The following is a 21,741-nucleotide window of genomic DNA, read 5'->3' on the forward strand; positions in this document are numbered from 1 at the left end:
TCGGCAGGATCAGATATCGGGCGCCCGGTTGTACAGGTAGATGCCGTGCGGCGAACGGCCCACCGGGATCACCTTGGTCACCGTGCGGCTGGCCAGGTCGATCACCGCGACTTTCTTGCTCCAGCGCAGCGTGGCCCACATGGTCTTGCCGTCGGCGGTGACTTCCATGCAGTCCGGGCCGCCAGGGACCTTGATGGTGCCGACGTTTTCCAGTGTGGTCATGTCGACGATGCTGATGGTATTGGCCACGCGGTTGGAGACATAGATGAAGCGCTTGTCACCCTGGCCACGGAAGTTGTGGGCGCCGACGCCGGTCTTGATCTTCTTGACCATCTTCTGGGTACGCCAGTCGATCACCTCGACATAGTCCGAACCCATGATGCCCACCAGCAGGTACTTGTTGTCCGGGGTCATGACGATGCCGGCCGGCAGCTTGCCCACTGGCATGGTCCACTTGACCTGCTGGGTAGCCAGGTCGATGGCGCTGATCTGGTCGCTGCCCTGCTGGGTGATGAAGGCGATGGTGCTGTCGTTGTCGAAGGCGATGTGGCTGGGCGTCTTGGCCAGCGGGATGCGCTTGGACAGCTTCAGGTCCTGGCCGTCATAGCTGTAGACATCGACCCGGTCCAGGCGCAGGCCGGTGGCCACGAACCACTTCTGGTCGGGGGTAAAGCCGATCTGGTAGGGGTCGATGATGTCGCGGATCTTGCGCTGCACGGCACCGGTCTTGGGGTCCAGGAACAGCAGTTGGTTGCCGGTGGCGCTGGCTACGATGAGGGACTTGTTGTCCGGGGTGGCCATCAGGTGGTGTGGTTCCTTGCCGACCGAGAAGGTGGAGAGCTCCTTCTCACCGCTCTGGTCCAGCAGCGACACCGAGGCGTCGCCGGAGTTGAGTACCACCACCACATTGGCATGGGCGGACACCGCGAGAACGGCCGACACACATGCTGCGCGGAGGGAAAGGGATAAAAGTTGGCTGAATCGACGCAACATGACGAACTTTACACAAAAATGCCTGATCTCATCGTGCACGGAGCACGTCCTGGGTTCTTAACGCATGCCAGAGGCATCCCGCTGACAGCCCACTGACGCAATATGAAAAAATTTCAATTTTTGGTTTACACTGCCTGCCGTTCCGGTCGCATGCCGCTGCCGGAGCGGCCTGCAAGCCTGTCGCCATGCGGCGACGCGCAGGTGGACATGGACAGTGGGAAAATTGCCTGCGGGCACTATCCATCAGTTCCGCACCACCCAACATGAACAGCCAGGCCGCGCACACCCCATCCCCTCACCGAAAGGAACAAGATGTCCACGATCACCACAGCTTCCGGGCTGCAATATGAAGAAATCACCGTAGGCGCGGGCGACGAAGCCAAGGCCGGCAGCCATGTCACCGTGCATTACACCGGCTGGCTGCAGAATGCAGACGGCAGCGCCGGCAGCAAGTTCGATTCCAGCAAGGACCGCAATGACCCGTTCGCCTTCCCGCTGGGCGCAGGCCATGTGATCAAGGGCTGGGACGAAGGCGTGCAAGGCATGAAGGTCGGTGGCACCCGCAAGCTGATCATCCCGGCCGGCCTGGGTTATGGCGCACGCGGCGCTGGCGGCGTGATTCCGCCCAATGCCACCCTGATCTTCGAAGTCGAACTGCTGGGCGTCTGAGCCCGCTGGAGGAGAGAGACATGAGCACCCTGCAAGAACAGTTCGAAGCGGCCGTGGCCGAATCCAAGAGCCTGCCCGAGCGTCCCGACAACATGACCCTGCTGAAGATGTATGGCCTCTACAAGCAGGGCAGCAACGGCGACGTGCAGGGTGAGCGCCCCGGCATGACCGATTTCGTGGCCCGCGCCAAGTTCGACGCCTGGGCCGCGCTCAAGGGCAAGCCGCAAGCCGAAGCGCAGCAGGAATACATCGATATCTTCAATGAACTGAAGGGTTGATGCGGATGCGGCAGCCGTTAGCTGTTGCCGCATACCGGAAGCGAAAGCGCAAAAAAATGGGCGCACCCTTGATCGGGTGCGCCCATTTTGTTTTGTCTTTTTGTTTTGTCGCAATGTGGCTGGATCAGCCCTTGACCACGTCCGGATTGAGCAGATTGGGCGGGCGCTGGCCGGACAAGGCGGCAATCAGGTTGCCGGCGGCGCAATTGGCCATGGCCAGGCGCGTGGGGGTGGAGGCGCTGGCGATGTGGGGAGTGAGCACCACATTGCTGAGGTCAAGGAATTCCGGCTTGAAGGCCGGCTCGTTTTCGAACACGTCCACGCCGGCCGCGGCGATGCGGCCTTCGCGCAGGGCGGCGATCAGGGCAGCATCATCGACGATGCCGCCACGGGCGATATTGGTCAGGGTGGCGGTCGGCTTCATCAGCGCCAGCTCGGCGGCGCCGATGGTGTGGTGGGTGTCTTTCGAATAGGGCAGCACCAGCACCACGTGGTCGGCCTGCTGGAGCAGATCTTCCTTGCTGACGTAGCGCGCGTGGTTGGCACGCGCCTCCTGCTCCGGCGCCAGGCGCGAGCGATTGTGGTACAGCACCTGCATGTCGAAGCCCAGCGAGCGGCGGGCGATGGCCTGGCCGATGCGGCCCATGCCGATGATGCCCAGGGTGGCGCCATGGATGTCGGGGCCGACGAAGCTGTCGTAACTCCACTTCTTCCACTGGCCGGCGCGCAGGAAGTGCTCCGATTCGGTGATGCGACGGGCCGCCGCCATCATCAGCGCCCAGCCGAAGTCGGCGGTGGTCTCGTTGAGCACATCGGGCGTGTTGGTGGCCATCACGCCGGCGCGGGTAGCGGCGGCCACGTCGATGTTGTTGTAGCCCACGGCCATGTTGCAGACCGCCTTGAGTTGCGGATTGGTGGCGAACAGCGCCGCCGTGACCGGTTCGCTGGGGGTGGTGAAGAGGCCGACCTTGCCCTGGGCCTTGGCCTGCAGTTCATCGGCAGTGTAGATGCGGTCGTCCTGGTTGGACTCGACCTCGAAGTGCTGCTCCAGGCGCGCCAATACTTCAGGGAAGACGGCGCGGGCGACGAAGATCTTTGGTTTCATGGGGTCTCGTAGTGTCTCGAAATGTCTCGTTGGATGCGCTTGGGTGAACAGTAATTCAGGAATTCGGATGATTAGAAGAACAGAAAGCTCATGACGATGAACAGCGGCACCAGGATGCCCACCGACCACGCCATGTAGCCGAAGAAACTGGGCATGCGGATACCGCGCTCCTCGGCGATGGCCTTGACCATCATGTTGGGTGCATTGCCGATATAGCTGTTGGCCCCCATGAAGACGGCACCGGCAGAAATGGCCGCCAGGGTCGAGGCCAGCGGCCCCATCAGTTCCCGGGCATCGCCCGATGCGGTGTTGAAGAAGACCAGATAGGTCGGTGCATTGTCGAGGAAGGAAGACAGCAGGCCGGTCATCCAGAAATACATCACATCGTCAGGCCGGCCGTCGGGACCGGTCACGGCGCGCACCACGGTGGCAAAGGCGCCCTGCTCGCCCGCGCGCAGCATGGCGATGACCGGGGCGATGGTGAGGAAGATGGCGGCGAAGAGCTTGCCCACCTCCAGCATCGGCCCCCAGCCGAACTCATTGCCGGCACGGGCGCTGCCGGGGGTCAGCCACAGCGACAGCAGGATCACCAGCAGCAAGGCGCCATCGCGCAGCAGGTTCTGCCATTCCAGCGGCGCCCCCATCAACTCGGTGGCCACGCCGGGCTTCCACAGGCCGCTCATGAGCACCAGCCCGACCACCACTGCCAGCAGCAGGAAGTTGACACTGCCTTCCAGCTGCAGCGACGAGTCTGGCGTGGGGTCGAGCGGACGGCGCTCTTCGCGGTTGAGGTAGAAGTGCCGGTCCAGCAGGTAGAAGATCAGCAGCAGCGCGCCGCACAGGAAGGCCATCGGCGCCAGCAGGTGGCGTGCGGTCCAGAAGAAGTCCACCCCCTTCAAAAAGCCCAGGAACAGCGGCGGATCCCCCAGCGGCGTGAGCGAACCACCGGCATTGGCCACCAGGAAGATGAAGAACACCACCACATGCACGGAGTGCTTGCGGTCGTCGTTGGCGCGGATCAGGGGGCGGATCAGCAGCATGGCCGCGCCAGTGGTGCCCATGATGCTGGCCAGCAGGGTGCCCAGCGCCAGCAGCCCGGTATTCAAGGCCGGCGTGCCATGCAGGTTGCCGCGCACGCAGATGCCACCGGCCACCGTGAAGAGGGCGGTCAGCAGGATGATGAAGGGAAGATATTCCGCCACCAGCGCATGCACGCTGATGGCCAAGGCCGCGTGCAGGCCGTGCGTGGCGGCCAGCGGCAGCAGTAAAGCCAGCGCCCAGGCGCCGGCGATCTTGCCGAAATGGTGATGCCATAGCGACGGGGCCAGCAGTGGCAGCACGGCGATGGAAAGCAATACGCCGGCAAATGGGAGGGCCCAGACCAGCGACAGGCCGGCGCCGTCGAGATCGGCGGCCTGAGCCGACAGAGGGAGCGTCAAACCCGACAGGGCAAGGAGGATGGCGTTGAGCGGCAAGTGTCGTCCTCAAGATGGCAGTGAAGAAAAACCCGCCACCATGACAGCCGACGACGGGGAGCCACACTATAGCAGCCGACTTGCCGCCGGCGCGCGAAAACCGGCCAGTGAAAAAACTTTCAGCTATTGATCAAATCCGCTCTGCGCCGCGCAAACCCGGTCAGGCCTTGATCTGGAACACCTGGCGCAGATAGTTCACATAAGCCGGGTCATCGCACATGTTCTTGGACGGGGTGTCGGAGAGCTTCGCCACCGGCTGGCCGTTGCAGCGCACCATCTTCATGACCACCTGCAGGGGCGTATAGCCCAGGTCGTTGGTCAGGTTGGTGCCCACACCGAAGGCGACCTTGGCGCGGTCCTTGAAGCGCAGGTACAGGGCGCGCACCTTGTCGAAGTCCAGGCTGTCGGAGAACACCAGCACCTTGCTGGAGGGATCGACGCGATTGTCGCGGTAATGCTGGATCAGGCGCTCGCCCCATTCGAAGGGGTCGCCCGAGTCGTGGCGCGCACCGTCGAAGAGCTTGCAGAAGTACATGTCATAGTCGCGCAGGAAGGCGTCCATGCCATAGACGTCGGAGAGCGTAATACCCAGGTCTCCGCGATATTCACGCGCCCACATCTCAAAAGCGAAGGTCTGCGAATCGCGCAGGCGCGGACCGAGGGCCTGGCAGGCCTGCAAGTATTCGTGGGCCATGGTGCCCAGGGGCGTCAGGTCGTGCTGCATGGCGTACATCACGTTGGAGGTGCCGGCGAAGTGCTCGCCCATGTGCTGCTTCATCTCGTCGATGACTTCGGCATGCCAGCTGCGCGAGAAGCGGCGGCGGGTGCCGTAGTCAGCGATCTTGCAGCCGGCCAGTTCGGCGTCGTCGGTGATGACCGACATCTTCCGGCGCAGGCGCGCCCTGCCCTCTTCCAGGTCGGGTGTGCGCTGGGTGGCGCGGAAATAGACTTCATTGACGATGGCCAGCACCGGCACTTCGAACATGATGGTGTGCAGCCAGGGGCCCTTGACGCTGATCTCGATCTCGCCGTTGCCGGCCGGGTCGGGCTGGACGGTGATGTACTTTTCGTTCAGGTGGAACAGGTCGAGGAAGTCGACGAAGTCACTCTTGATGAAGCGCAGGCCGCGCAGGTAGTTCAGTTCGTCTTCCTTGAAGCGCAAGCGGCACAGGGCGGCGATCTCGGCGCGGATCTCCTCGACGTAGGGGGTCAGATCGATGTGCTCGTTGCGGCATTTGAAGCGATATTCGACTTGGGCGCCGGGGAAGTGATGCAGCACCACCTGCATCATCGTGAATTTGTACAGGTCGGTGTCGAGTAAGGAAGTGATGATCATGAAGTCCGGATGCGGATGCCCCGCATGCTGCCATGTTGATGGTCCACGTGCATGGCGGGTCGCCCCGGAGCGGTCCCGCGCCATGCCTTGGCGGCCCCCTTGGGCGCCGCGTGCGCTATCTTAACCGAGATCGGCGATGGCAAAGCCCCCTGCTCCAAGGGGGCTTTGGGCGTGCCGCCAGGCGATCATCGGGTGGCCGAGCCCGGACGGCGGCTGCGCACGTAGGTAGCTGGCGGCAGATAGGCGCTGCCATCCAGGTAGCGCCACTCGCGCATGGTGCTGCGACCGTCCTTTTGCGACACCAGCCCGATGAAGGCACCCATGGAAGCTTGCTGGTCCAGTGCACGGAAGCTGAGTTCGCCCAGCGGCGAAGACCAGTGCAGGCCGCGCAGGGCCTCGACCAGGGCCTCGCCGTCATTTCCTTCACTTTTCTTCAGGCCGGCGGCGATGGCCATCATCGTGGAATAGCCCAGGACGGACGACAGCTGCGGGCGTTCGCTGAATTTCTTCAGATAGGCTTCCAGGAAGCGCTGATGTTCGGGGGTGTTGATCTGGTCCCAGGGGTAGCCGACGGCCAGCCAGTCGCGGATCGCCTCGCTCTGCGAAGGGTCCAGGCTTTGCGCACCGGCCGAGGCCAGCGACACCACCTGCACGCCATTGAAGAGTTGCAGGCGGTTGCCGGCCTGCACGAACTTCTGCAGGTCGTCGCCGAAGGTGGCGTTGAAGATGCCGTCCGGACGCGACTGGCGGATCGCCCGCGCCACGTCGTCGGCCTTGATCTTGCCCAGCGCCGGCCACTGGTCGCTGACGAATTCCACATCCGGGCGGGCCTGCTTCAACAGCATCTTGAAGCTGGCCACGGCGCTCTGGCCGTATTCATAGTTGGGGGCCACCACCGCCCAGCGCCGTCCGGGCAGGCGCGCGGCCTGTTCGGCCAGAATGGCGGCCTGCATGTAGGTCGAGGGACGCACGCGGAAGGTGAAACGGTTGCCCTTGTCCAGGGTGATGGCGTCCGACGGGGCATCGCCCACCACCAGCACGGTCTTGCCGCGGGCGGCTTCGCGCGCCACCGCCAGGGCCACGTCGGAGAGCATGGTGCCGGTCAGCACCTCGACGCGTTCCTTGCTGACCAGCTCCCTGGCGTTGCGGGCAGCCTGGTCGGCGTCGCCGTCGTCGTCCCGCACCACCAGCTGCAACGGCCGCCCATGCACACCACCGGCTTCATTGATCTGCTCCAGGGCCAGCGCCAGCCCATTGCGGTAGGCTTGCCCGGAAAGTGACTGGCGCCCCTGGCTATTGATCTCGCCGATGCGGATGGCTTCGGCGGCCTTGGCCGGGACGACCGGTGCCAGCGGCAAGGCCAGCGCGGCCAGCAGGCCCAGCACGGCCGGCAGCAGGGAACGACGGAGGGGAGAGGGTCTGGTGTCTTCAGCGTTCACGCCGGGACTTCCTTATCAGTTGATGCGCGGCATCGACCGGCACGCCTGGCGGCCTTGTTCCGTGCGCGGAGGCGGCATCCGGAAGACCTTGGCGGCGGCGGGTCTGGTGGCGAGCTTGTTTATTTACTTATACGTAAACTGTATAAGCCTCATTTGTGGGAAAAATCGAATTACCTTAAAATACAAGGCTTTGCGGCGGGTTGCGCAGCGGCATCCCAAGGGCGCCCACAAGGCGGAGGATGCAGCAGGATGCGCACAAAATGGACCTCGACAACAGGTTGACCAGCCGCAACATGATTTTAACCGTGCCATATTGCCATCAATTGCGGCGCAGTTAGCCATCGGTTTGAAGAAATTTTACAGATAGGACAGTTATGACCCACGTTGTCACCGATTCCTGCGTCCGTTGCCGCTACACGGATTGCGTGGATGTTTGCCCGGTGGATTGTTTCCGCGAAGGCCCCAATTTCCTCGCGATTGACCCGGACGAATGCATCGACTGCGCCGTGTGCGTGGCCGAATGCCCGGTCAATGCGATCTACGCGGAAGAAGACGTGCCGGCCGACCAGCAGCCATACATCGCCCTGAACGCCGACCTGTCCCGCAGCTGGCCCTCCATCACCAAGACCAAGGCCCCGCTGCCGGACGCCGAGGAATGGAAGGACAAGACCGACAAGCTGCAATACCTGCAGCGCTGATCGCTGCGGCAGATCAAGCCGGTCGGGCCCGAACCCGCCCAGAATTGCGGTTGCGCATCCAGCCTGGCAGCACCATCGCCCCAGCCAGATGCGCAGCCGTTTGTATTTGGCCCTCCGCAAAGCCCCTGCCAGCCTCATGGGTTGGCGTCGCCGAAGCGGTGCAGGCCTGCAGCACCCTCTTTATGCACCGTCCTTACCTGGCCGATCCACCGCCATGCGGCCCACGCCGTTAGCCAGTCGCGCAACGCGCAAGTGCGAAAAGCCTCTCTACTGATCTACTGAAACAGGAATATCAAGAAAATCATGGAAAACAATGTCCAGAGCGCGGCAGTCAACGGCGTCATCGATGCCGATGCCGTCATCATCGGCGCCGGCCCGGTCGGCCTGTTCCAGGTGTTCGAACTCGGCCTCTTGGAAATCAAGGCGCACGTGATCGATTCGCTGCCCGTCGTCGGCGGCCAGTGCGTGGAGCTCTACCCGGACAAGCCCATCTATGACATCCCGGCCGTGCCGGTCTGCACCGGCCAGGAACTGACCGACAACCTGTTGAAGCAGATCGAGCCCTTCTCGCCCACCTTCCACCTGGGCCAGGAAGTGACCCTGGTCAACAAGCGCGAAGATGGTCGTTTCGACGTCGAGACCTCCACCGGCACCCGCTTCATCACCAAGACCATCTTCATCGCCGCTGGCGTGGGTTCGTTCCAGCCGCGTACCCTGAAGGTCGAGGGCATCGAGCAGTTCGAAGGCTCGCAGGTGTTCTACCGCGTCAAGGAACCGGCCCTGTTCGAAGGCAAGAACATCGTCATCTGCGGCGGCGGCGACTCTGCCCTGGACTGGGCGCTGAACTTCGTGGGCAAGGCCGAATCGGTGATCCTGCTGCACCGTCGCGAGGAATTCCGCGCCGCGCCGGCGTCGGTGGCCAAGATGAAGGAACTGTGCGAACAGTACGAGATGCAGCTGGTGATCGGCCAGGTCACCGGCACCGAGATCAAGGACGGCAAGCTGGCCGAGGTCAAGGTCACCGGTGCCGACGGCGTCACCCGCCGCCTGCCGCTGGACATGCTGCTGGTCTTCTTCGGCCTCTCGCCCAAGCTGGGCCCGATCGCCGAGTGGGGCCTGGATATCGAGCGCAAGCAACTGAAGGTGGTCGATACCGAGAAGTTCGAGACCAACATCCCGGGCATCTTCGCCGTGGGTGACATCAACACCTATCCGGGCAAGAAGAAGCTGATCCTGTCTGGCTTCCACGAAGCCGCGCTGGCCGCCTTCGGCGCTGCGCCCTACATCTTCCCGGAAAAGAAGATCCACATGCAGTACACCACCACCTCGCCCAAGCTGCACAAGATCCTGGGCGTGGAAAGCCCGGTCTTCGACTGAGGCTGCACTGCCCGCACCAAGGCAGCCGCGCTGCCACTCAAAGCCCCCGTCCCGCACGGGGGCTTTTTGTTTCTGCAAAGTTTTGCATGAACTTGTGGACTGCAAGCCACTGGTCTGACCAGCAAGCAGGGCGTAAGGCAAAGCGTGCTATGCTACTGCGTCGCAACAAGGAAAAAGTTGACAAATTAATCACAATATGAATTTGTCAGCCGATGATCGTCGCCAAACGTTTGTGGCACATGCTTGCTGCGCACCTGGTCCGGGCTATCCGCCTGGCAGGCAGGCCAGCCAGTGCTTGTATAAAGGTCAGCTATGCTTTATCAACTGCATGAACTCAATCGCGCGTTTCTGAACCCGATGATGCAATGGGCCGAAACCTCGGCCAAACTCTTCTCGGACCCGGTTTCCCCGCTCGCCCACACCCCCTTCTCGCAACGCATCGCCGCCGGCTATGAATTGCTGTATCGCCTGTCCAAGGAATACGAAAAGCCGCAGTTCAACATCGGCGAAGTGCCGGTCGATGGCAAGCCCACCGGCATCGTCGAGGAAGTGGTGGAGGAAAAACCCTTCGCCCGCCTGATCCACTTCAAGAAGGATCTCAACGCGCGCCAGATTGCCGCCCTCAAGCAGCCGACCGTGCTGGTGGTGGCGCCGCTGTCCGGCCACCACTCCACCCTGCTGCGCGAAACCGTGCGCGCCCTGCTGCAGGAACATGACGTTTTCATCACCGACTGGACCGATGCCCGCATGGTGCCGGTCGAACAGGGCGAATTCCACCTGCATGACTACGTCTACTACGTGCAGGACTTCATCCGCACCCTGGGTCCGGACGTGCACGTGATCTCGGTCTGCCAGCCGACCGTGCCGGTGCTGGCCGCCATCGCGCTGATGGCCAGCGCCAACGATCCCAAGCTGCCCAGGAGCATGACCATGATGGGCGGCCCCATCGATGCCCGCAAGTCGCCCACCTCGGTGAACGACCTGGCCACCGAAAAGCCCTTCTCCTGGTTCGAGAACACGGTGATCTACAGCGTCCCGGCCAACTATCCCGGCTTCGGTCGCAAGGTCTACCCGGGCTTCCTGCAGCACGCCGGCTTCGTGGCCATGAACCCGCGCCGCCATGCCCAGAGCCACTGGGATTTCTACATGCACCTGCGCGATGGCGACGATGCCTCGGCCGAGGAACACCGCAAGTTCTACGACGAGTACAACGCCGTGCTGGACATGCCGGCCGAGTTCTACCTGGAAACCATCAAGGTGGTATTCCAGGACTTCAACCTGGCCCGTGGCACCTGGGAAATCGAAGGCAAGCCGGTGCGCCCGCAGGACATCAAGTCGGTCGCCCTCTTCACCATCGAAGGCGAACTGGATGACATCTCCGGCTCCGGCCAGACCCAGGCCGCGCAGGAACTGTGCAGCAGCATCCCCAAGGCCCGCAAGCAGCACTTCACCGTGCCCAAGGCAGGCCACTACGGCATCTTCTCGGGCCGCCGCTGGCGCGAGATCGTCTGTCCCAAGATCGGCGAATTCATCCGCGCCAATGCCTGATCGGCGCTGGCACGACTGATCCGCCACTCCCCTCGGAACGGCGCCCGTGAAAACGCGGCGCCGTTCTGCTTTGCGCTGGCGGCATGACTTCGGCGCGGTTTGGCCGGATAATAGCGCCCTTATTCTGCAGAACTGCCCGACCGACGTGCCGCCATCCGCCCCCCTCTCGTCCGCTTTGTCCACTTCGTCGACCTCGCTGGCCGACCGTATCGAAGACCTGCTGCCGCAGACCCAGTGCACCAAGTGCGGCTATCCCGCCTGCCGCCCCTATGCCGAAGCCATCGCCACAGGCCGTGCCGAGCACAACCAGTGCCCGCCCGGTGGTGCCGAAGGGGTGGCGCGACTGGCGCAGTTGCTGGGCCGGCCGGTGATTCCGCTCAATCCCGTCCATGGCAGCGAACAACCGCGTCGCCTGGCCGTGATCGATGAACTGGTCTGTATCGGCTGCACCCTGTGCATCCAGGCCTGCCCGGTGGATGCCATTGCCGGCGCGGCCAAGCAGATGCATACCGTGATCGATGCCCTGTGCACCGGGTGCGACCTGTGCGTGGCGCCTTGCCCGGTGGACTGCATCAGCATGGTGGAGGTCACGCCCGGCCGCACCGGCTGGCAGGCCTGGAGCCAGCAGCAGGCCGACGAGGCCCGTGCCCGTCACGACTGGCGCACGACGCGTCTGCGTCGCGACAAGCTGGAAAACGATGCCCGCCTGGCCGCCAAGGCCGCCGCCAAATTGAAGGAAGTGGAAGCCGCTGCCGCCGGCACGCCCGAAGAGCAGGCCGAACTGGCCCGCAAGAAGGCCATCATCCAGGCCGCGATGGAACGTGCGCGGCAAAAGAAGCTGCAGGCGGCGCAAGACAGTCAAGACAGTCAAGACAGTCAAGACACGCCAGCCCCGCCAACCAACCCGACCGACAGCGAGCCAGCATGAACCCGACCAAACGCCGCGAGATCTTCGAACGCCTGCGCCAGGCCAATCCCACCCCGACCACCGAGCTGGAATACACCACCCCGTTCGAACTGCTGATCGCCGTGCTGCTTTCGGCCCAGGCCACCGACGTCTCGGTCAACAAGGCCACCCGCAAGCTCTATCCGGTGGCCAATACGCCCGAGGCGATCTTCAGGATGGGCGTGGACCAGCTCATGCCCTATATCCAGACCATTGGCCTGTATCGCACCAAGGCCAAGAACGTCATCGAGACCTGCCGCATTCTGATCGAACAGCATGGCGGCGAGGTGCCGGAATCGCGCGAGGCGCTGGAGGCCCTGCCGGGAGTCGGCCGCAAGACCGCCAACGTGGTCCTGAACACGGCCTTCGGCCATCCCACCATTGCGGTGGATACGCATATCTTCCGCGTCTCCAACCGCACCGGCCTCGCCCCGGGCAAGGATGTGGACGAGGTCGAACGCAAGCTCATCAAGTTCGTCGCCCCGGAATTCCGCCAGGATGCGCACCACTGGCTGATCCTGCACGGCCGCTATACCTGCATTGCGCGCAAGCCCCAGTGCTGGAACTGCATCATCGCCGACCTGTGTGAATTCAAGCAGAAGACGCCACTTCCGGCCAAGGGCGTATGAGGCTCTGAAGCTCTGGACTGGCGACTGGCCGATCCGACGCGGCCGCTTCAGCGCGGCAGTCCGCTGAAGCGCTCCACCGGCACCCAGCGCTGATCCTTCACTTCATACATGGTAAAGGTGGGGTTGAGCAGATCCCCCTCCTCATTGAACGCTACCGTTCCGCTGACACCCTCGAAGCGCAGACGATGCATGGCCCGGGCCACCAGCTCCGGGTCACTGCTGCCGGCCTGGCGGACGCCCTGGATGATGGCCTGTGCCGCCTCATAGGCGAACACGGCGTAGAGGTCGATATTGGAATCGAAACTCTGGCTATAGCGCTGGCGGAAGCCCTTCCAGCCCGGCATCTTGTCCTGCGGCGGACCCGGCTCCAGCACCAGCGCGCCATTGGCATCGACGCCGGCACGCATCAGGAAGGGCAAGCCGACGGTGCCGGCAGAGGCCATCAATCGGGCCTCCAGCTTGAGCCGGCGGATGGATTTGGCCAGGATGCCGGCCTGCCAGTCCAGACCGCCGAAGAAGATCAGGTCGGGCGCCTGCTTGCGCGCCTCCATCAATGGAGCATTGAAGTCCGAGGTCTTGTCGCTGACCGAATAGCGGCCCAGCACCCTCGCGCCCTGCGCCTCTGCCTGGCGGGCAAACTGCTCGGCCAGGCCCTGACCGAAGGGGGTACGGTCGTCGATGGTCACCACGGTTTTGACACCCAGCCTGGCGATCGCATAATCGGCCGCCAGCCGCCCCACGCTTTCATTGTTGGGAATGGTGCGGAAGATGCGCGGATAAGACAGGGAAGTCAGCTTGCGGCTCATCGCCGAAGGGGTGACCTGGATCACGCCGGCCGCATGATAGACGGGCGCGGCCACCAGGCTGGTACCGCTGGTCCAGTGACCGACCACGCCGATGACACGCTGCCCCACCAGATAGCGGGCCACGTATTCCGCCGTACCGGGATCAGCCCGGTCATCCTGGGAAACCAGCTTGAGCCGATAGGATTTGCCGCCAATGCGCAGGCCGCGCTGGTTGGCTTCGTCTACCGCCAGTTGCGCACCGTTCTGCATGCTGCGGCCCACGGCCATGGAGGCCCCGCTCAGCGGACCGGCAAAACCGATGGCCAGGGTATCGTCCGCGCTATCGGCCTCATCAGTCACCGCTGGCACGTCCCGCTTGGCAGGCGCTGCCCAGGCCGGCGTGCTCAATGCATTCACCGCAGTCACCGCCATCGCGGCCACGGCGGCCCATGTCAGCAAGACAGCCGACCCGCGCCGCAGCCAGGACATCCCGTGGCGGGGAGGTCCCATCAGGCTTCCAACAAAACGCATGCACTATCCCTTCTCTCTGCCCGGCCTCACGCCCCCTGTCATCGCCACGCGGCGATGCGGCCAGGTTGGTCTTTGGATGGATTATTCAGATGCTTGTTGTGTGGAAAGAATAGTACTTCATCTGCGGCCGCTGCGGGGCCGCTCTGCCGGGGCCGCCTGAAAGCCCCGGCAGACCAGCGTAAAATAGCGCTTTGTCACCGAATTGCGCACCGCCATGTTCACGCCGTCCCAGCACGATGTCCGCCGCTTCTTCTGCGAAGCCTATCGCAAGCACCAGGGCCATGAAATCCTCACGCCGCTGGAAGCCATCGCCCGCGACTGGATCATGCAGCATCCGGAATATCACGACGGCCTGCGCGACGTCGAGGCTGCCATCGCCGCCGATTACTCGGTCGAGCAGGGCCAGAGCAATCCCTTCCTGCACCTGTCGATGCACCTGTCGATCACGGAGCAGATCTCCATCGACCAGCCGCCCGGCATCCGCAACGCCTTCCAGTTGCTGGCGCAGCGCCGTGGCTCGGAGCACGAGGCCCATCACGAGATCATGGAAGCCCTGGGCGAGATGATCTGGAACGCCCAGCGCAATGGCCTGCCCCCGGACGGCGCCGCCTATATCGAGAATATCAAGCGGCGCGCCCAGGGGTGATTCCCTGCAGCCACGGTCATGAAAGTGAATCCGGCGACGAACTGCGCAGCAGGGCCGGAATGCGCTCCTTGAGTTCCGGGTCCATGTGCATCTTCTGCAGGCAAAGTGCCAGATAAGCCGGATCGCTGACCAGTCCGACTGCCTTGTCATAAGCCACGTCAACGCTCTGGCCGTAGGCCAGCCGGGCCTTGTCCCAGGCGCTCTGCGGCACCGCTCCCCAGTGGGCGATCATCATGGCCAGATCAATGGCATCACGGCTGGCGACCGACTTGTCACCCCAGCGGTCGGCATTGGCGAGCAACTTCTCGGCATACATGTCTTCCGGCGCCAGCACGGGGATGCCCCATTGCGGATGCATTGCTCCCGCGACATGGATGCGCCCCTCGCTGACGACTTCGAATTTCACCGGCACATCGTCGATCCGGATGAAGGTACGGATGCCATAGCGATCAGCGCGCACCTCGCGCATCAGCTCAAGCGGCGTACGCGCCATCTGTCCCAGGGAAGCGTTGGTAATGGTATTGCGCAAGGCGCGGTAGCCTTCCTGAGAACTGCAGAGAAAGTCGACATCCAGGGATTCGCGATATTCGTCCAGCGCCAGGACAATGGCCGTTCCACCACCGAAGAAACACCCACAGCTGAGCAGGAAATCACCATCCAGCGCTGCGAGCAAACCGGCGATGCGGCGATGATGCGCTCGCTTAAACATGCAGGACGCCGTGACCGTACTGGTGGATCAGGCGATCCAGCATGGCCCGCTCCGCAGGGGGCATGGCGTCCTGGTCGACGAACCTCCAGTTGCGTTCGTAAAGGTCGAACGCTTCCGCACCGGTGATCGCATCGCGAGGATCACGATTCCAAGCGATCAGACGGAGCTGGGGGAAGTCCCCGATGACGACGAGTTCGGCGGCGAAGTTCATGAATCGATTATGCATCATGAACTATTCCTTATCAAACCAGCAGGTCCATCGACCGGGCACCAGCCTGGCCCGGCCTGCCTGTGCGCCAAGATGCCTCGGTTATTTGCGCAACACCAGCGTCCCCGGCAGGCTGTGCAGGAAGGCCGCGATATCGGCGATATCCCGGTCCGACAGCGGCTTGGCCAGCGGCGACATGATGGCGTTGTTGCGGCCGTTCATGGCGCTGTCGCCGCGCCGGTAGGCAGTCAGCGCGTGCTTGATGTAGTCCTCGTGCTGGCCGGCCAGCTTGGGATAGGCGGGGTCGGTGGGTGAGGTGTAGTCCTTGCCGTGGCAGGAGGCGCAATTGTACTTTTCCATCAGCGCGCGGCCGTTGGCGATATCGGCCGCGGTGGCGGCCTGCGACAGCAGCGTGGCAGCCGCCAGCAGCGCCGGAGCGATCAGCTTGTTGTTCATCTCGTGGCTCCCCTTCACTTCTGCTGCGAATAGTAGGCGGCCAGGTCGGCAATGTCCTGGTCCGACAGGCTGGCCGAAATGCCCATCATGGAGGGATGCTTGCGCTCTCCCTTCTGGTAGGCCCGCAGCGCGTTCTCGATGTACTTGGCAGACTGGCCGCCCAGCATCGGTACCTGATAGACCTCGGGGAAACTGGCTTTGTAGCCGGGGATGCCATGGCAACCGATGCACATGGAGACTTTGTTTTCAGCGGCCTTGGCATTGCCGACGATGTCCGCCGCAGACGCACTGCCGAGCATGCCGGTCAGGGCAAGAAACACGAGGTGTTTTTTCATGTGAGCTGGCTAAGATGATTGGACTTGCCATCCGTCCCGCACGTAACGGCTGCGCAACGGACACCCGACGAAACGCATCTTTTGCTACCAGCGGCAAACTTTATCGTACTTGTTAGATTGTGCTGGTCTTGCAGGTTTGGCTGTTCTGCTATGGCTCAACCGGTGTTTTGGCTCAAGCTTGTCTCTCCACTCCCCCTGCCTTGCGCAAAAAACGCTTTTGATTCTAACCAATAAAACCGGCAGCGTCATCCCTGCCCGCAGCACCGGCCGATCAGGCGGAACAGCCCGCCCGCTGCGGCCTGGCGGGCGGATGGGGTGTTATATGCGCTGCAATATCAGGGATATGGAATGTGGCTGATGTCAGCTTCAGGCGACATGACGACTGGCCTGATGATGCAGATCATCTGATTGAACAAGTGAAGCCTGGTGCCACTTCCCATCGGCTGCACCGGCATCGTCTCCCTCGTCGTCATCGTCATCCTGCTCGTCTTCGGCTTCATCTTGCAGCGCGGCATGTGAACGCTCGGGGAGAATGAAATACCACGGCCGGACGACGAAACGGCGCAACACTGCCCGCATGGCCACGTTGCGCGCACGGCGCGGCAGGTCACGCGAGCGCAGGGCCAGCGCCAGGGCGCAGGCGAAGGCCACCGCCACCGACAGCAGGGCGGTGATGGCCACACCCCCGGCGGCCAGCCAGAAGGCCGGCGTCATCAGGGATTCCCAGCCCAGGCTGAAGGCGGCGGCCGTCAGCGCCCCGGCCGCCAGGCTGACATGGCGAATATCCAGCGGCAGGCTGAAGAAGGCCGCCACCACCGGCGCCATGCCCAGCAGCACGGCCAGCGCCAGGCTGCCGGCGATGGTGGCCACGTTGCGCTCCAGCCAGGCGGCACAGCGCTGGGCGCGCATGGCCCCCAGGCCATGCACCAGGCGACGATGGTTGGACACCACCTCGCGCACCCGGCGCAGGGCGAACCAGTTGTCGGCAAAGCCGGCGGCCAGGCTGGCCAGCCACAGCAGTATCCCGGTCAGGGCGGCATACAGCGGCGTGGGGCCGACCAGTGACAGGCTGGCCAGGGTCTGGCGCGCCGTCTCCACCGGCATGGACTTGCCACCCAGCGCAAACCAGCCCAGGGCGCACAGCGCGGCCGTGACCGGCACCACCGCCAGCAGGTTGCCGAAGATGCCGGCCGATTGCGAGCGCAACAGCTGGCCCGACTCCGCGATCAGGTCGCGCATGCCCTGCCCGTCCAGCTCCCCCATGCGCGAGGCCAGGGCCGGTGCGGTCACGGCCGGCTGGCGCGTGGCCAGCACGCCGCCCAGAGCGGCGATCAGCAGGAAGCTGGCTGCGTAGTTCAGCGAAGCCAGTGCGCCATCGACGAAGTGGCCCACGCCCAGGGACGACAGGCTCGTCTTGACCAGGGCGGTCCCGGCGATCACGGCACCGCCGATCAGACCGGCCCGCATCACCTTGCGATAGCCGGCACCGTCGCGGGCGATGGCCTGCTCGCGGTGATCGGCATTACGCTCCACCATCTTGCGTGCCAGCAGCGCGAAACTGCGCCGCATCAGGCCGCGTACCGAATCTCGATGGTGGTGCGCGGAAATCAGGTCGCACAGCAGCAACTGCATGCGGCCGGCGCCAGCCTTGGCCGCCAGACCCGGCACAGCCGGACTGATGGCTGGACCGGGTACGCCGGAGCGCACGTCGATCAGGCGCCCGATGCGTTGCAGGTGGGCGCGCATGCGCTCGACCCGGTACACCAGGCTGACCGAGACGCCGTATTCATCCAGGTGGGCATAGATGCGGTCGGTCTGGGCGTGGCACACCGCCACCAGCATGCGCACGCTGCGCAGCGCGCCCAGATCGCCCGGCTGCGCCCGCAGCCAGGTTTCCATCTCGCGCCGCAGCGCCAGGAAGGGCGTGGCGCGCATCGGCATCTTGGGCTCCAGGCGCTGGCGGAAGGCCGGGCTGATGCCATCGGCCACCACCGTCATGGTGAGGTAGGTGATGGCCTCCTCGATCTGTTGCCAGTACATGTGCGAGATGCCGTCGTCGGCCATCAGTTTCCACAGGCGGACCAGCAGTTCATTGTCCAGCTCCACCAGCCAGGCGGCGTCCTCCGGATCGGGGAACATGGCCGTAAACAGCGAGGACAGGTCGGTCGGTGACAGATGGCGCGGCAGCACCAGGCGCGCCAGGCGCTCCGAGAGCTCGCCGAAGAAGCCGGGCTCGTGCGGCAGGCCGGTGGTGGAAAAGAGTTCGGGGCCGGTGGCTTCGCGCAGGGTCTTTTGCAGCGCCTTCTGGACCTCGCGCCGCACGTCGCGGTGCTGGTCCAGCCAGTCCAGCATGATCGCCAGCCGCTGACGCCGCACCTTGTGCCAGCTCTGGCGGTCCAGCAGCGATACCGCCGGGCGATGGCGCAGCCACTCGGCCACGTCGATCATCCAGTTGGCGCGTTCATGCCAGCTCGCAGCGGCATCGATGCGTCGCATCAACACCTCCAGCTGGCGGCCGACATCCTGCCGGTCCATGTAACGCGCCTGCATGCCGTGGCGCATTCGTCTCCACACCACCAGCATCTTGAAGAACAGGAATTTCATGGGCAGTGAGCGCCGTGGGCGCTTCCATTTTGTTGCATGCGTGACCAGCTATATATGAATGATTTCACCAAATTCAAGCCCACTCGGGATGGCATGGGTTTTCCCTTATACTCGGAGAAACACGAAGAAACAGGTGGCGCCGCCTTTGCACTGCCGCTGCACCGCCGCATTTGCCAGATACACAGACACGCAGACACCCTACGCTTTGCCTCCAGCAACCTGACAAGGACCGCATCCATGCCAGATCATTCCGCATCTTCCCCCGCGCCTCAATCCGCGCGCTTCAACGGCAGCGAGCACTACGTCGCCACCGACGACCTCAAGCTGGCCGTCAATGCCGCCCTCACCCTGCAACGGCCCCTGCTGATCAAGGGCGAGCCCGGCACCGGCAAGACCATGCTGGCCGAGGAAGTGGCGGCCGCGCTCGGCCGGCCGCTGCTGCAGTGGCACATCAAATCGACCACGAAAGCCCAGCAGGGCCTGTATGAATATGACGCGGTATCGCGTCTGCGGGATTCGCAACTGGGCGACGAGCGCGTAAAGGATATTCACAACTACATCGTCAAAGGTGTCCTGTGGCAAGCCTTCACCTCGGAAGAGCCGGTGGTGTTGCTGATCGACGAGATCGACAAGGCCGACATCGAATTCCCCAATGACCTGCTGCGCGAAATCGACCGCATGGAGTTCTACGTCTACGAGACGCGTGAGCTGGTGAAGGCGCGGCACCGGCCGCTGGTGGTGATCACCTCCAACAACGAGAAGGAATTGCCGGACGCCTTCCTGCGCCGCTGCTTCTTCCACTACATCAAGTTCCCCGACAAGGCGACCATGCAGAGCATCGTCGATGTGCACTTCCCGCACATCAAACGTGAACTGCTGGCGCAGGCGCTGGAAGCCTTCTACCAGGTGCGGGACGTGCCCGGCATCAAGAAGAAGCCGTCGACCTCGGAGCTGATCGACTGGCTCAAGCTGCTCATGGCCGAGGACATCCCGCCCGAGGCCCTGCACAACCCGGACAATAAAGCCGTGGTGCCGCCGCTGCACGGCGCCCTGCTCAAGAACGAGCAGGATGTGCACCTGTTCGAAAGGCTGGTGTTCATGTCCCGTACCAATCGCTGAAGCGCTGAACCACCGCTGAACCACTGCTGAGCACGCCCTACCCGCCCCAGGAGCCGTCATGCAATTTCTCTCGCCGATCACCTTGAAGGGCCAGTTCGCCACCGTCGAGCCACTGCATCCCGAGCATCACGATGCACTCATCGCGGCGGTCTCGGACGGCAAGCTGTGGAAGCTCTGGTACACCGCCATCCCCAAGCCGGAGACCATGCGCGCCGAAATCGAAAGACGCCTGCATCTGCAGCAGCAAGGCAGCATGCTGCCCTTCGTGATCCGCCGCAACGACACCGGCGCCCTGTGCGGCATGACCACCTACATGAACGCCGACGTCGCCCACCGGCGTGTGGAGATCGGCTCGACCTGGTATGCCGCCAGTGCCCAGCGCACCGGCATCAATACCGAGTGCAAGCTGATGATGCTGACCCATGCCTTCGAGGACATGCACTGCATCGCCGTCGAGTTCCGCACCCACTGGATGAACCAGCAATCGCGCGCGGCCATTGCCCGCCTGGGCGCCAAGCAGGATGGCATCCTGCGCAATCACCAGCGCATGCCCGACGGGTCCTATCGCGATACGGTGGTGTTTTCCATCATCGAATCGGAATGGCCGACGGTGCGCCGCCATCTGCAGTTCAAGCTGGGGCGCTGAGCCCGCCTGCCCGTGCTCATCGATTTCTTCTATACCGTGAAGCAGGCCGGGGTGCCGGCCTCGATCAAGGAATTCCTGACCCTGCTGGAAGCCATGGACCGCCAGGTGATCCATCCTTCCCTGGACGAGTTCTACTATCTGGCGCGGCTGACGCTGGTCAAGGACGAAGCCCACTTCGACAAGTTCGACCGCGCCTTCGGGACGTACTTCAAGGGCGTGGAAACGATCTTCGAGAAGCGGCCCGACATCCCGCTGGAATGGCTGGTCAAGCAACTGCAGCGCGACCTGACCCCGGAACAGAAGGCCGCCATCGAGAAGTTCGGCTACGACAAGCTGATGGATCGCCTGAAGCAATTGCTGGAAGAACAGAAGGAACGCCATGAAGGCGGCAGCAAGTGGATCGGCACCGGTGGCGTCTCCCCCTTCGGCCATGGCGGTTTCAACCCGGAAGGCATCCGCATCGGTGGCAAGGGGGGCCAGCGCAGCGCGGTGAAGGTGTGGGAAGAACGCCAATACCAGGATTACGACGGCGAGCGCGAACTGGGTACGCGCAATATCAAGGTGGCGCTGCGCCGCCTGCGCCGCTTTGCCCGCGAGGGGCTGGATGAAGAACTGGCGCTGGACGACACCATCCGCGCCACCGCCAGCAATGCCGGCTATCTCGATATCCGCATGCAGCCCGAGCGCAAGAACAAGATCAAGGTCTTGATGCTGTTCGACGTCGGCGGCTCCATGGACGACCACATCGCCCGTACCGAAGAGCTGTTCTCGGCCGCCCGTACCGAATTCAAGAACATGGAGTTCTTCTACTTCCACAACTGCGTCTATGACTACCTGTGGAAGAACAACCGGCGGCGCCACGCCGAACGTTTCCCGACCTGGGACGTGCTGCGCAAGTACACGCCGGACACCAAGCTCATCTTCGTGGGCGATGCCACCATGAGCCCCTACGAGATCGTGCAGCCGGGCGGCGCGGTGGAATACAACAATGCCGAAGCCGGCGCCGACTGGCTGCAGCGTTTCACGGCCGCCTTCCCGCACTTCGTCTGGTTGAATCCCGAGCCGGAAGGGCTATGGCAATACCGCCAGTCGATCGCGCTGATCCGCCAGCTGATGAATGAGCGCATGTTCCCGCTCACCATGGATGGGCTGGAGCGGGCGATGCGACTGCTCAGCAAATGAAGGCAATGAAGGGAATGAAGGGAATGA

23 protein-coding genes are annotated in these 21,741 nt (G+C 63.5%); 12 read left to right on the forward strand and 11 right to left on the reverse strand.

From position 1 onward, the window contains the following. Nucleotides 1-9 precede the first annotated feature (9 nt). Nucleotides 10-993 (reverse strand): YVTN family beta-propeller repeat protein, encoded by a 984-nt coding sequence (locus HWE04_RS14905; RefSeq protein WP_077235080.1) that lies wholly within the window; start codon nucleotides 991-993, stop codon nucleotides 10-12. A gap of 312 nt (nucleotides 994-1,305) precedes the next feature. On the opposite strand from HWE04_RS14905, the gene HWE04_RS14910 reads away from it, so the two are divergent. Further along, nucleotides 1,306-1,662 (forward strand): FKBP-type peptidyl-prolyl cis-trans isomerase, encoded by a 357-nt coding sequence (locus HWE04_RS14910; RefSeq protein WP_102661480.1) that lies wholly within the window; start codon nucleotides 1,306-1,308, stop codon nucleotides 1,660-1,662. A gap of 20 nt (nucleotides 1,663-1,682) precedes the next feature. Further along, nucleotides 1,683-1,940 (forward strand): acyl-CoA-binding protein, encoded by a 258-nt coding sequence (locus tag HWE04_RS14915; protein ID WP_034340818.1) that lies wholly within the window; start codon nucleotides 1,683-1,685, stop codon nucleotides 1,938-1,940. 124 nt (nucleotides 1,941-2,064) lie between these two features. Here HWE04_RS14915 and HWE04_RS14920 read toward each other — a convergent pair whose 3' ends face one another. The 4 genes from HWE04_RS14920 to HWE04_RS14935 form a co-directional block, all read right to left on the reverse strand. Further along, nucleotides 2,065-3,045, reverse strand: coding sequence for a 2-hydroxyacid dehydrogenase (locus tag HWE04_RS14920; protein WP_241812868.1), 981 nt, complete (start codon nucleotides 3,043-3,045; stop codon nucleotides 2,065-2,067). A 71-nt stretch (nucleotides 3,046-3,116) separates the two neighbouring features. After that, nucleotides 3,117-4,520, reverse strand: coding sequence for a sodium:proton antiporter (locus tag HWE04_RS14925; protein ID WP_241812869.1), 1,404 nt, complete (start codon nucleotides 4,518-4,520; stop codon nucleotides 3,117-3,119). A 160-nt stretch (nucleotides 4,521-4,680) separates the two neighbouring features. Then, nucleotides 4,681-5,856, reverse strand: a complete 1,176-nt coding sequence (pncB, locus tag HWE04_RS14930; RefSeq protein ID WP_006465388.1) for a nicotinate phosphoribosyltransferase — start codon at nucleotides 5,854-5,856, stop codon at nucleotides 4,681-4,683. Nucleotides 5,857-6,041: 185 nt separating this feature from the next. Continuing rightward, on the reverse strand, nucleotides 6,042-7,295 hold the full coding sequence (locus HWE04_RS14935; protein WP_241812870.1) for an ABC transporter substrate-binding protein: 1,254 nt from the start codon (nucleotides 7,293-7,295) through the stop codon (nucleotides 6,042-6,044). Between HWE04_RS14935 and HWE04_RS14940 the strand changes: the two genes are divergently transcribed. The 6 genes from HWE04_RS14940 to nth all read left to right on the forward strand — a co-directional run bounded on the left by HWE04_RS14940 (nucleotide 7,279) and on the right by nth (nucleotide 12,493). Beyond that, nucleotides 7,279-7,662: a hypothetical protein gene (locus tag HWE04_RS14940; protein ID WP_152486741.1), complete on the forward strand. Its 384-nt coding sequence runs from the start codon at nucleotides 7,279-7,281 to the stop codon at nucleotides 7,660-7,662. The two genes, HWE04_RS14935 and HWE04_RS14940, sit on opposite strands and share 17 nt — an antisense overlap. Nucleotides 7,663-7,669: 7 nt before the next feature. Next, nucleotides 7,670-7,993: a ferredoxin FdxA gene (fdxA, locus tag HWE04_RS14945; RefSeq protein ID WP_006465386.1), complete on the forward strand. Its 324-nt coding sequence runs from the start codon at nucleotides 7,670-7,672 to the stop codon at nucleotides 7,991-7,993. 303 nt (nucleotides 7,994-8,296) lie between these two features. Then, nucleotides 8,297-9,370 (forward strand): NAD(P)/FAD-dependent oxidoreductase, encoded by a 1,074-nt coding sequence (locus tag HWE04_RS14950; protein ID WP_006465385.1) that lies wholly within the window; start codon nucleotides 8,297-8,299, stop codon nucleotides 9,368-9,370. Nucleotides 9,371-9,682: 312 nt separating this feature from the next. Next, nucleotides 9,683-10,918: a polyhydroxyalkanoate depolymerase gene (locus HWE04_RS14955; protein ID WP_006465384.1), complete on the forward strand. Its 1,236-nt coding sequence runs from the start codon at nucleotides 9,683-9,685 to the stop codon at nucleotides 10,916-10,918. Nucleotides 10,919-11,093: 175 nt separating this feature from the next. Next, the gene (rsxB, locus tag HWE04_RS14960) at nucleotides 11,094-11,846 is read left to right on the forward strand and encodes an electron transport complex subunit RsxB (protein ID WP_241812871.1); all 753 of its coding nucleotides are present in this window, start codon (nucleotides 11,094-11,096) and stop codon (nucleotides 11,844-11,846) included. Further along, nucleotides 11,843-12,493 (forward strand): endonuclease III, encoded by a 651-nt coding sequence (gene nth, locus HWE04_RS14965; RefSeq protein WP_006465382.1) that lies wholly within the window; start codon nucleotides 11,843-11,845, stop codon nucleotides 12,491-12,493. Before rsxB ends, nth begins: the two co-directional genes overlap by 4 nt. A gap of 47 nt (nucleotides 12,494-12,540) precedes the next feature. Here nth and HWE04_RS14970 read toward each other — a convergent pair whose 3' ends face one another. Continuing rightward, nucleotides 12,541-13,710: a branched-chain amino acid ABC transporter substrate-binding protein gene (locus HWE04_RS14970; RefSeq protein ID WP_446719233.1), complete on the reverse strand. Its 1,170-nt coding sequence runs from the start codon at nucleotides 13,708-13,710 to the stop codon at nucleotides 12,541-12,543. Nucleotides 13,711-14,023: 313 nt separating this feature from the next. Here HWE04_RS14970 and HWE04_RS14975 point away from each other — a divergent pair, with 313 nt between their 5' ends. Beyond that, nucleotides 14,024-14,455: a DUF1841 family protein gene (locus tag HWE04_RS14975; protein WP_241812873.1), complete on the forward strand. Its 432-nt coding sequence runs from the start codon at nucleotides 14,024-14,026 to the stop codon at nucleotides 14,453-14,455. A gap of 16 nt (nucleotides 14,456-14,471) precedes the next feature. On the opposite strand, the gene HWE04_RS14980 is transcribed toward HWE04_RS14975, so the two are convergent. The 5 genes from HWE04_RS14980 to HWE04_RS15000 form a co-directional block, all read right to left on the reverse strand. Then, nucleotides 14,472-15,164 (reverse strand): nucleotidyl transferase AbiEii/AbiGii toxin family protein, encoded by a 693-nt coding sequence (locus tag HWE04_RS14980; protein WP_241812874.1) that lies wholly within the window; start codon nucleotides 15,162-15,164, stop codon nucleotides 14,472-14,474. Continuing rightward, nucleotides 15,157-15,393: a hypothetical protein gene (locus tag HWE04_RS14985; RefSeq protein WP_006465378.1), complete on the reverse strand. Its 237-nt coding sequence runs from the start codon at nucleotides 15,391-15,393 to the stop codon at nucleotides 15,157-15,159. Before HWE04_RS14985 ends, HWE04_RS14980 begins: the two co-directional genes overlap by 8 nt. Nucleotides 15,394-15,474: 81 nt before the next feature. Next, a complete protein-coding gene (locus tag HWE04_RS14990; RefSeq protein WP_102661472.1) occupies nucleotides 15,475-15,828 on the reverse strand; it encodes a c-type cytochrome in 354 nt (117 codons plus the stop codon). A 14-nt stretch (nucleotides 15,829-15,842) separates the two neighbouring features. Continuing rightward, the gene (locus tag HWE04_RS14995; RefSeq protein ID WP_039877055.1) at nucleotides 15,843-16,163 is read right to left on the reverse strand and encodes a c-type cytochrome; all 321 of its coding nucleotides are present in this window, start codon (nucleotides 16,161-16,163) and stop codon (nucleotides 15,843-15,845) included. 366 nt (nucleotides 16,164-16,529) lie between these two features. After that, nucleotides 16,530-18,767, reverse strand: a complete 2,238-nt coding sequence (locus HWE04_RS15000) for a site-specific recombinase (protein ID WP_241812875.1) — start codon at nucleotides 18,765-18,767, stop codon at nucleotides 16,530-16,532. A gap of 237 nt (nucleotides 18,768-19,004) precedes the next feature. Between HWE04_RS15000 and HWE04_RS15005 the strand changes: the two genes are divergently transcribed. The 3 genes from HWE04_RS15005 to HWE04_RS15015 are packed head-to-tail and all read left to right on the forward strand — an operon-like array spanning nucleotide 19,005 to nucleotide 21,714. After that, nucleotides 19,005-19,886, forward strand: a complete 882-nt coding sequence (locus tag HWE04_RS15005) for an AAA family ATPase (protein WP_182994448.1) — start codon at nucleotides 19,005-19,007, stop codon at nucleotides 19,884-19,886. 58 nt (nucleotides 19,887-19,944) lie between these two features. Further along, nucleotides 19,945-20,532: a GNAT family N-acetyltransferase gene (locus tag HWE04_RS15010; RefSeq protein WP_102661470.1), complete on the forward strand. Its 588-nt coding sequence runs from the start codon at nucleotides 19,945-19,947 to the stop codon at nucleotides 20,530-20,532. 12 nt (nucleotides 20,533-20,544) lie between these two features. Next, nucleotides 20,545-21,714, forward strand: a complete 1,170-nt coding sequence (locus tag HWE04_RS15015) for a vWA domain-containing protein (RefSeq protein WP_241812876.1) — start codon at nucleotides 20,545-20,547, stop codon at nucleotides 21,712-21,714. Nucleotides 21,715-21,741 lie beyond the last annotated feature (27 nt).

This window comes from Herbaspirillum sp. C7C2, from assembly GCF_022627865.1.
GTDB lineage: Bacteria > Pseudomonadota > Gammaproteobacteria > Burkholderiales > Burkholderiaceae_D > Herbaspirillum > Herbaspirillum frisingense.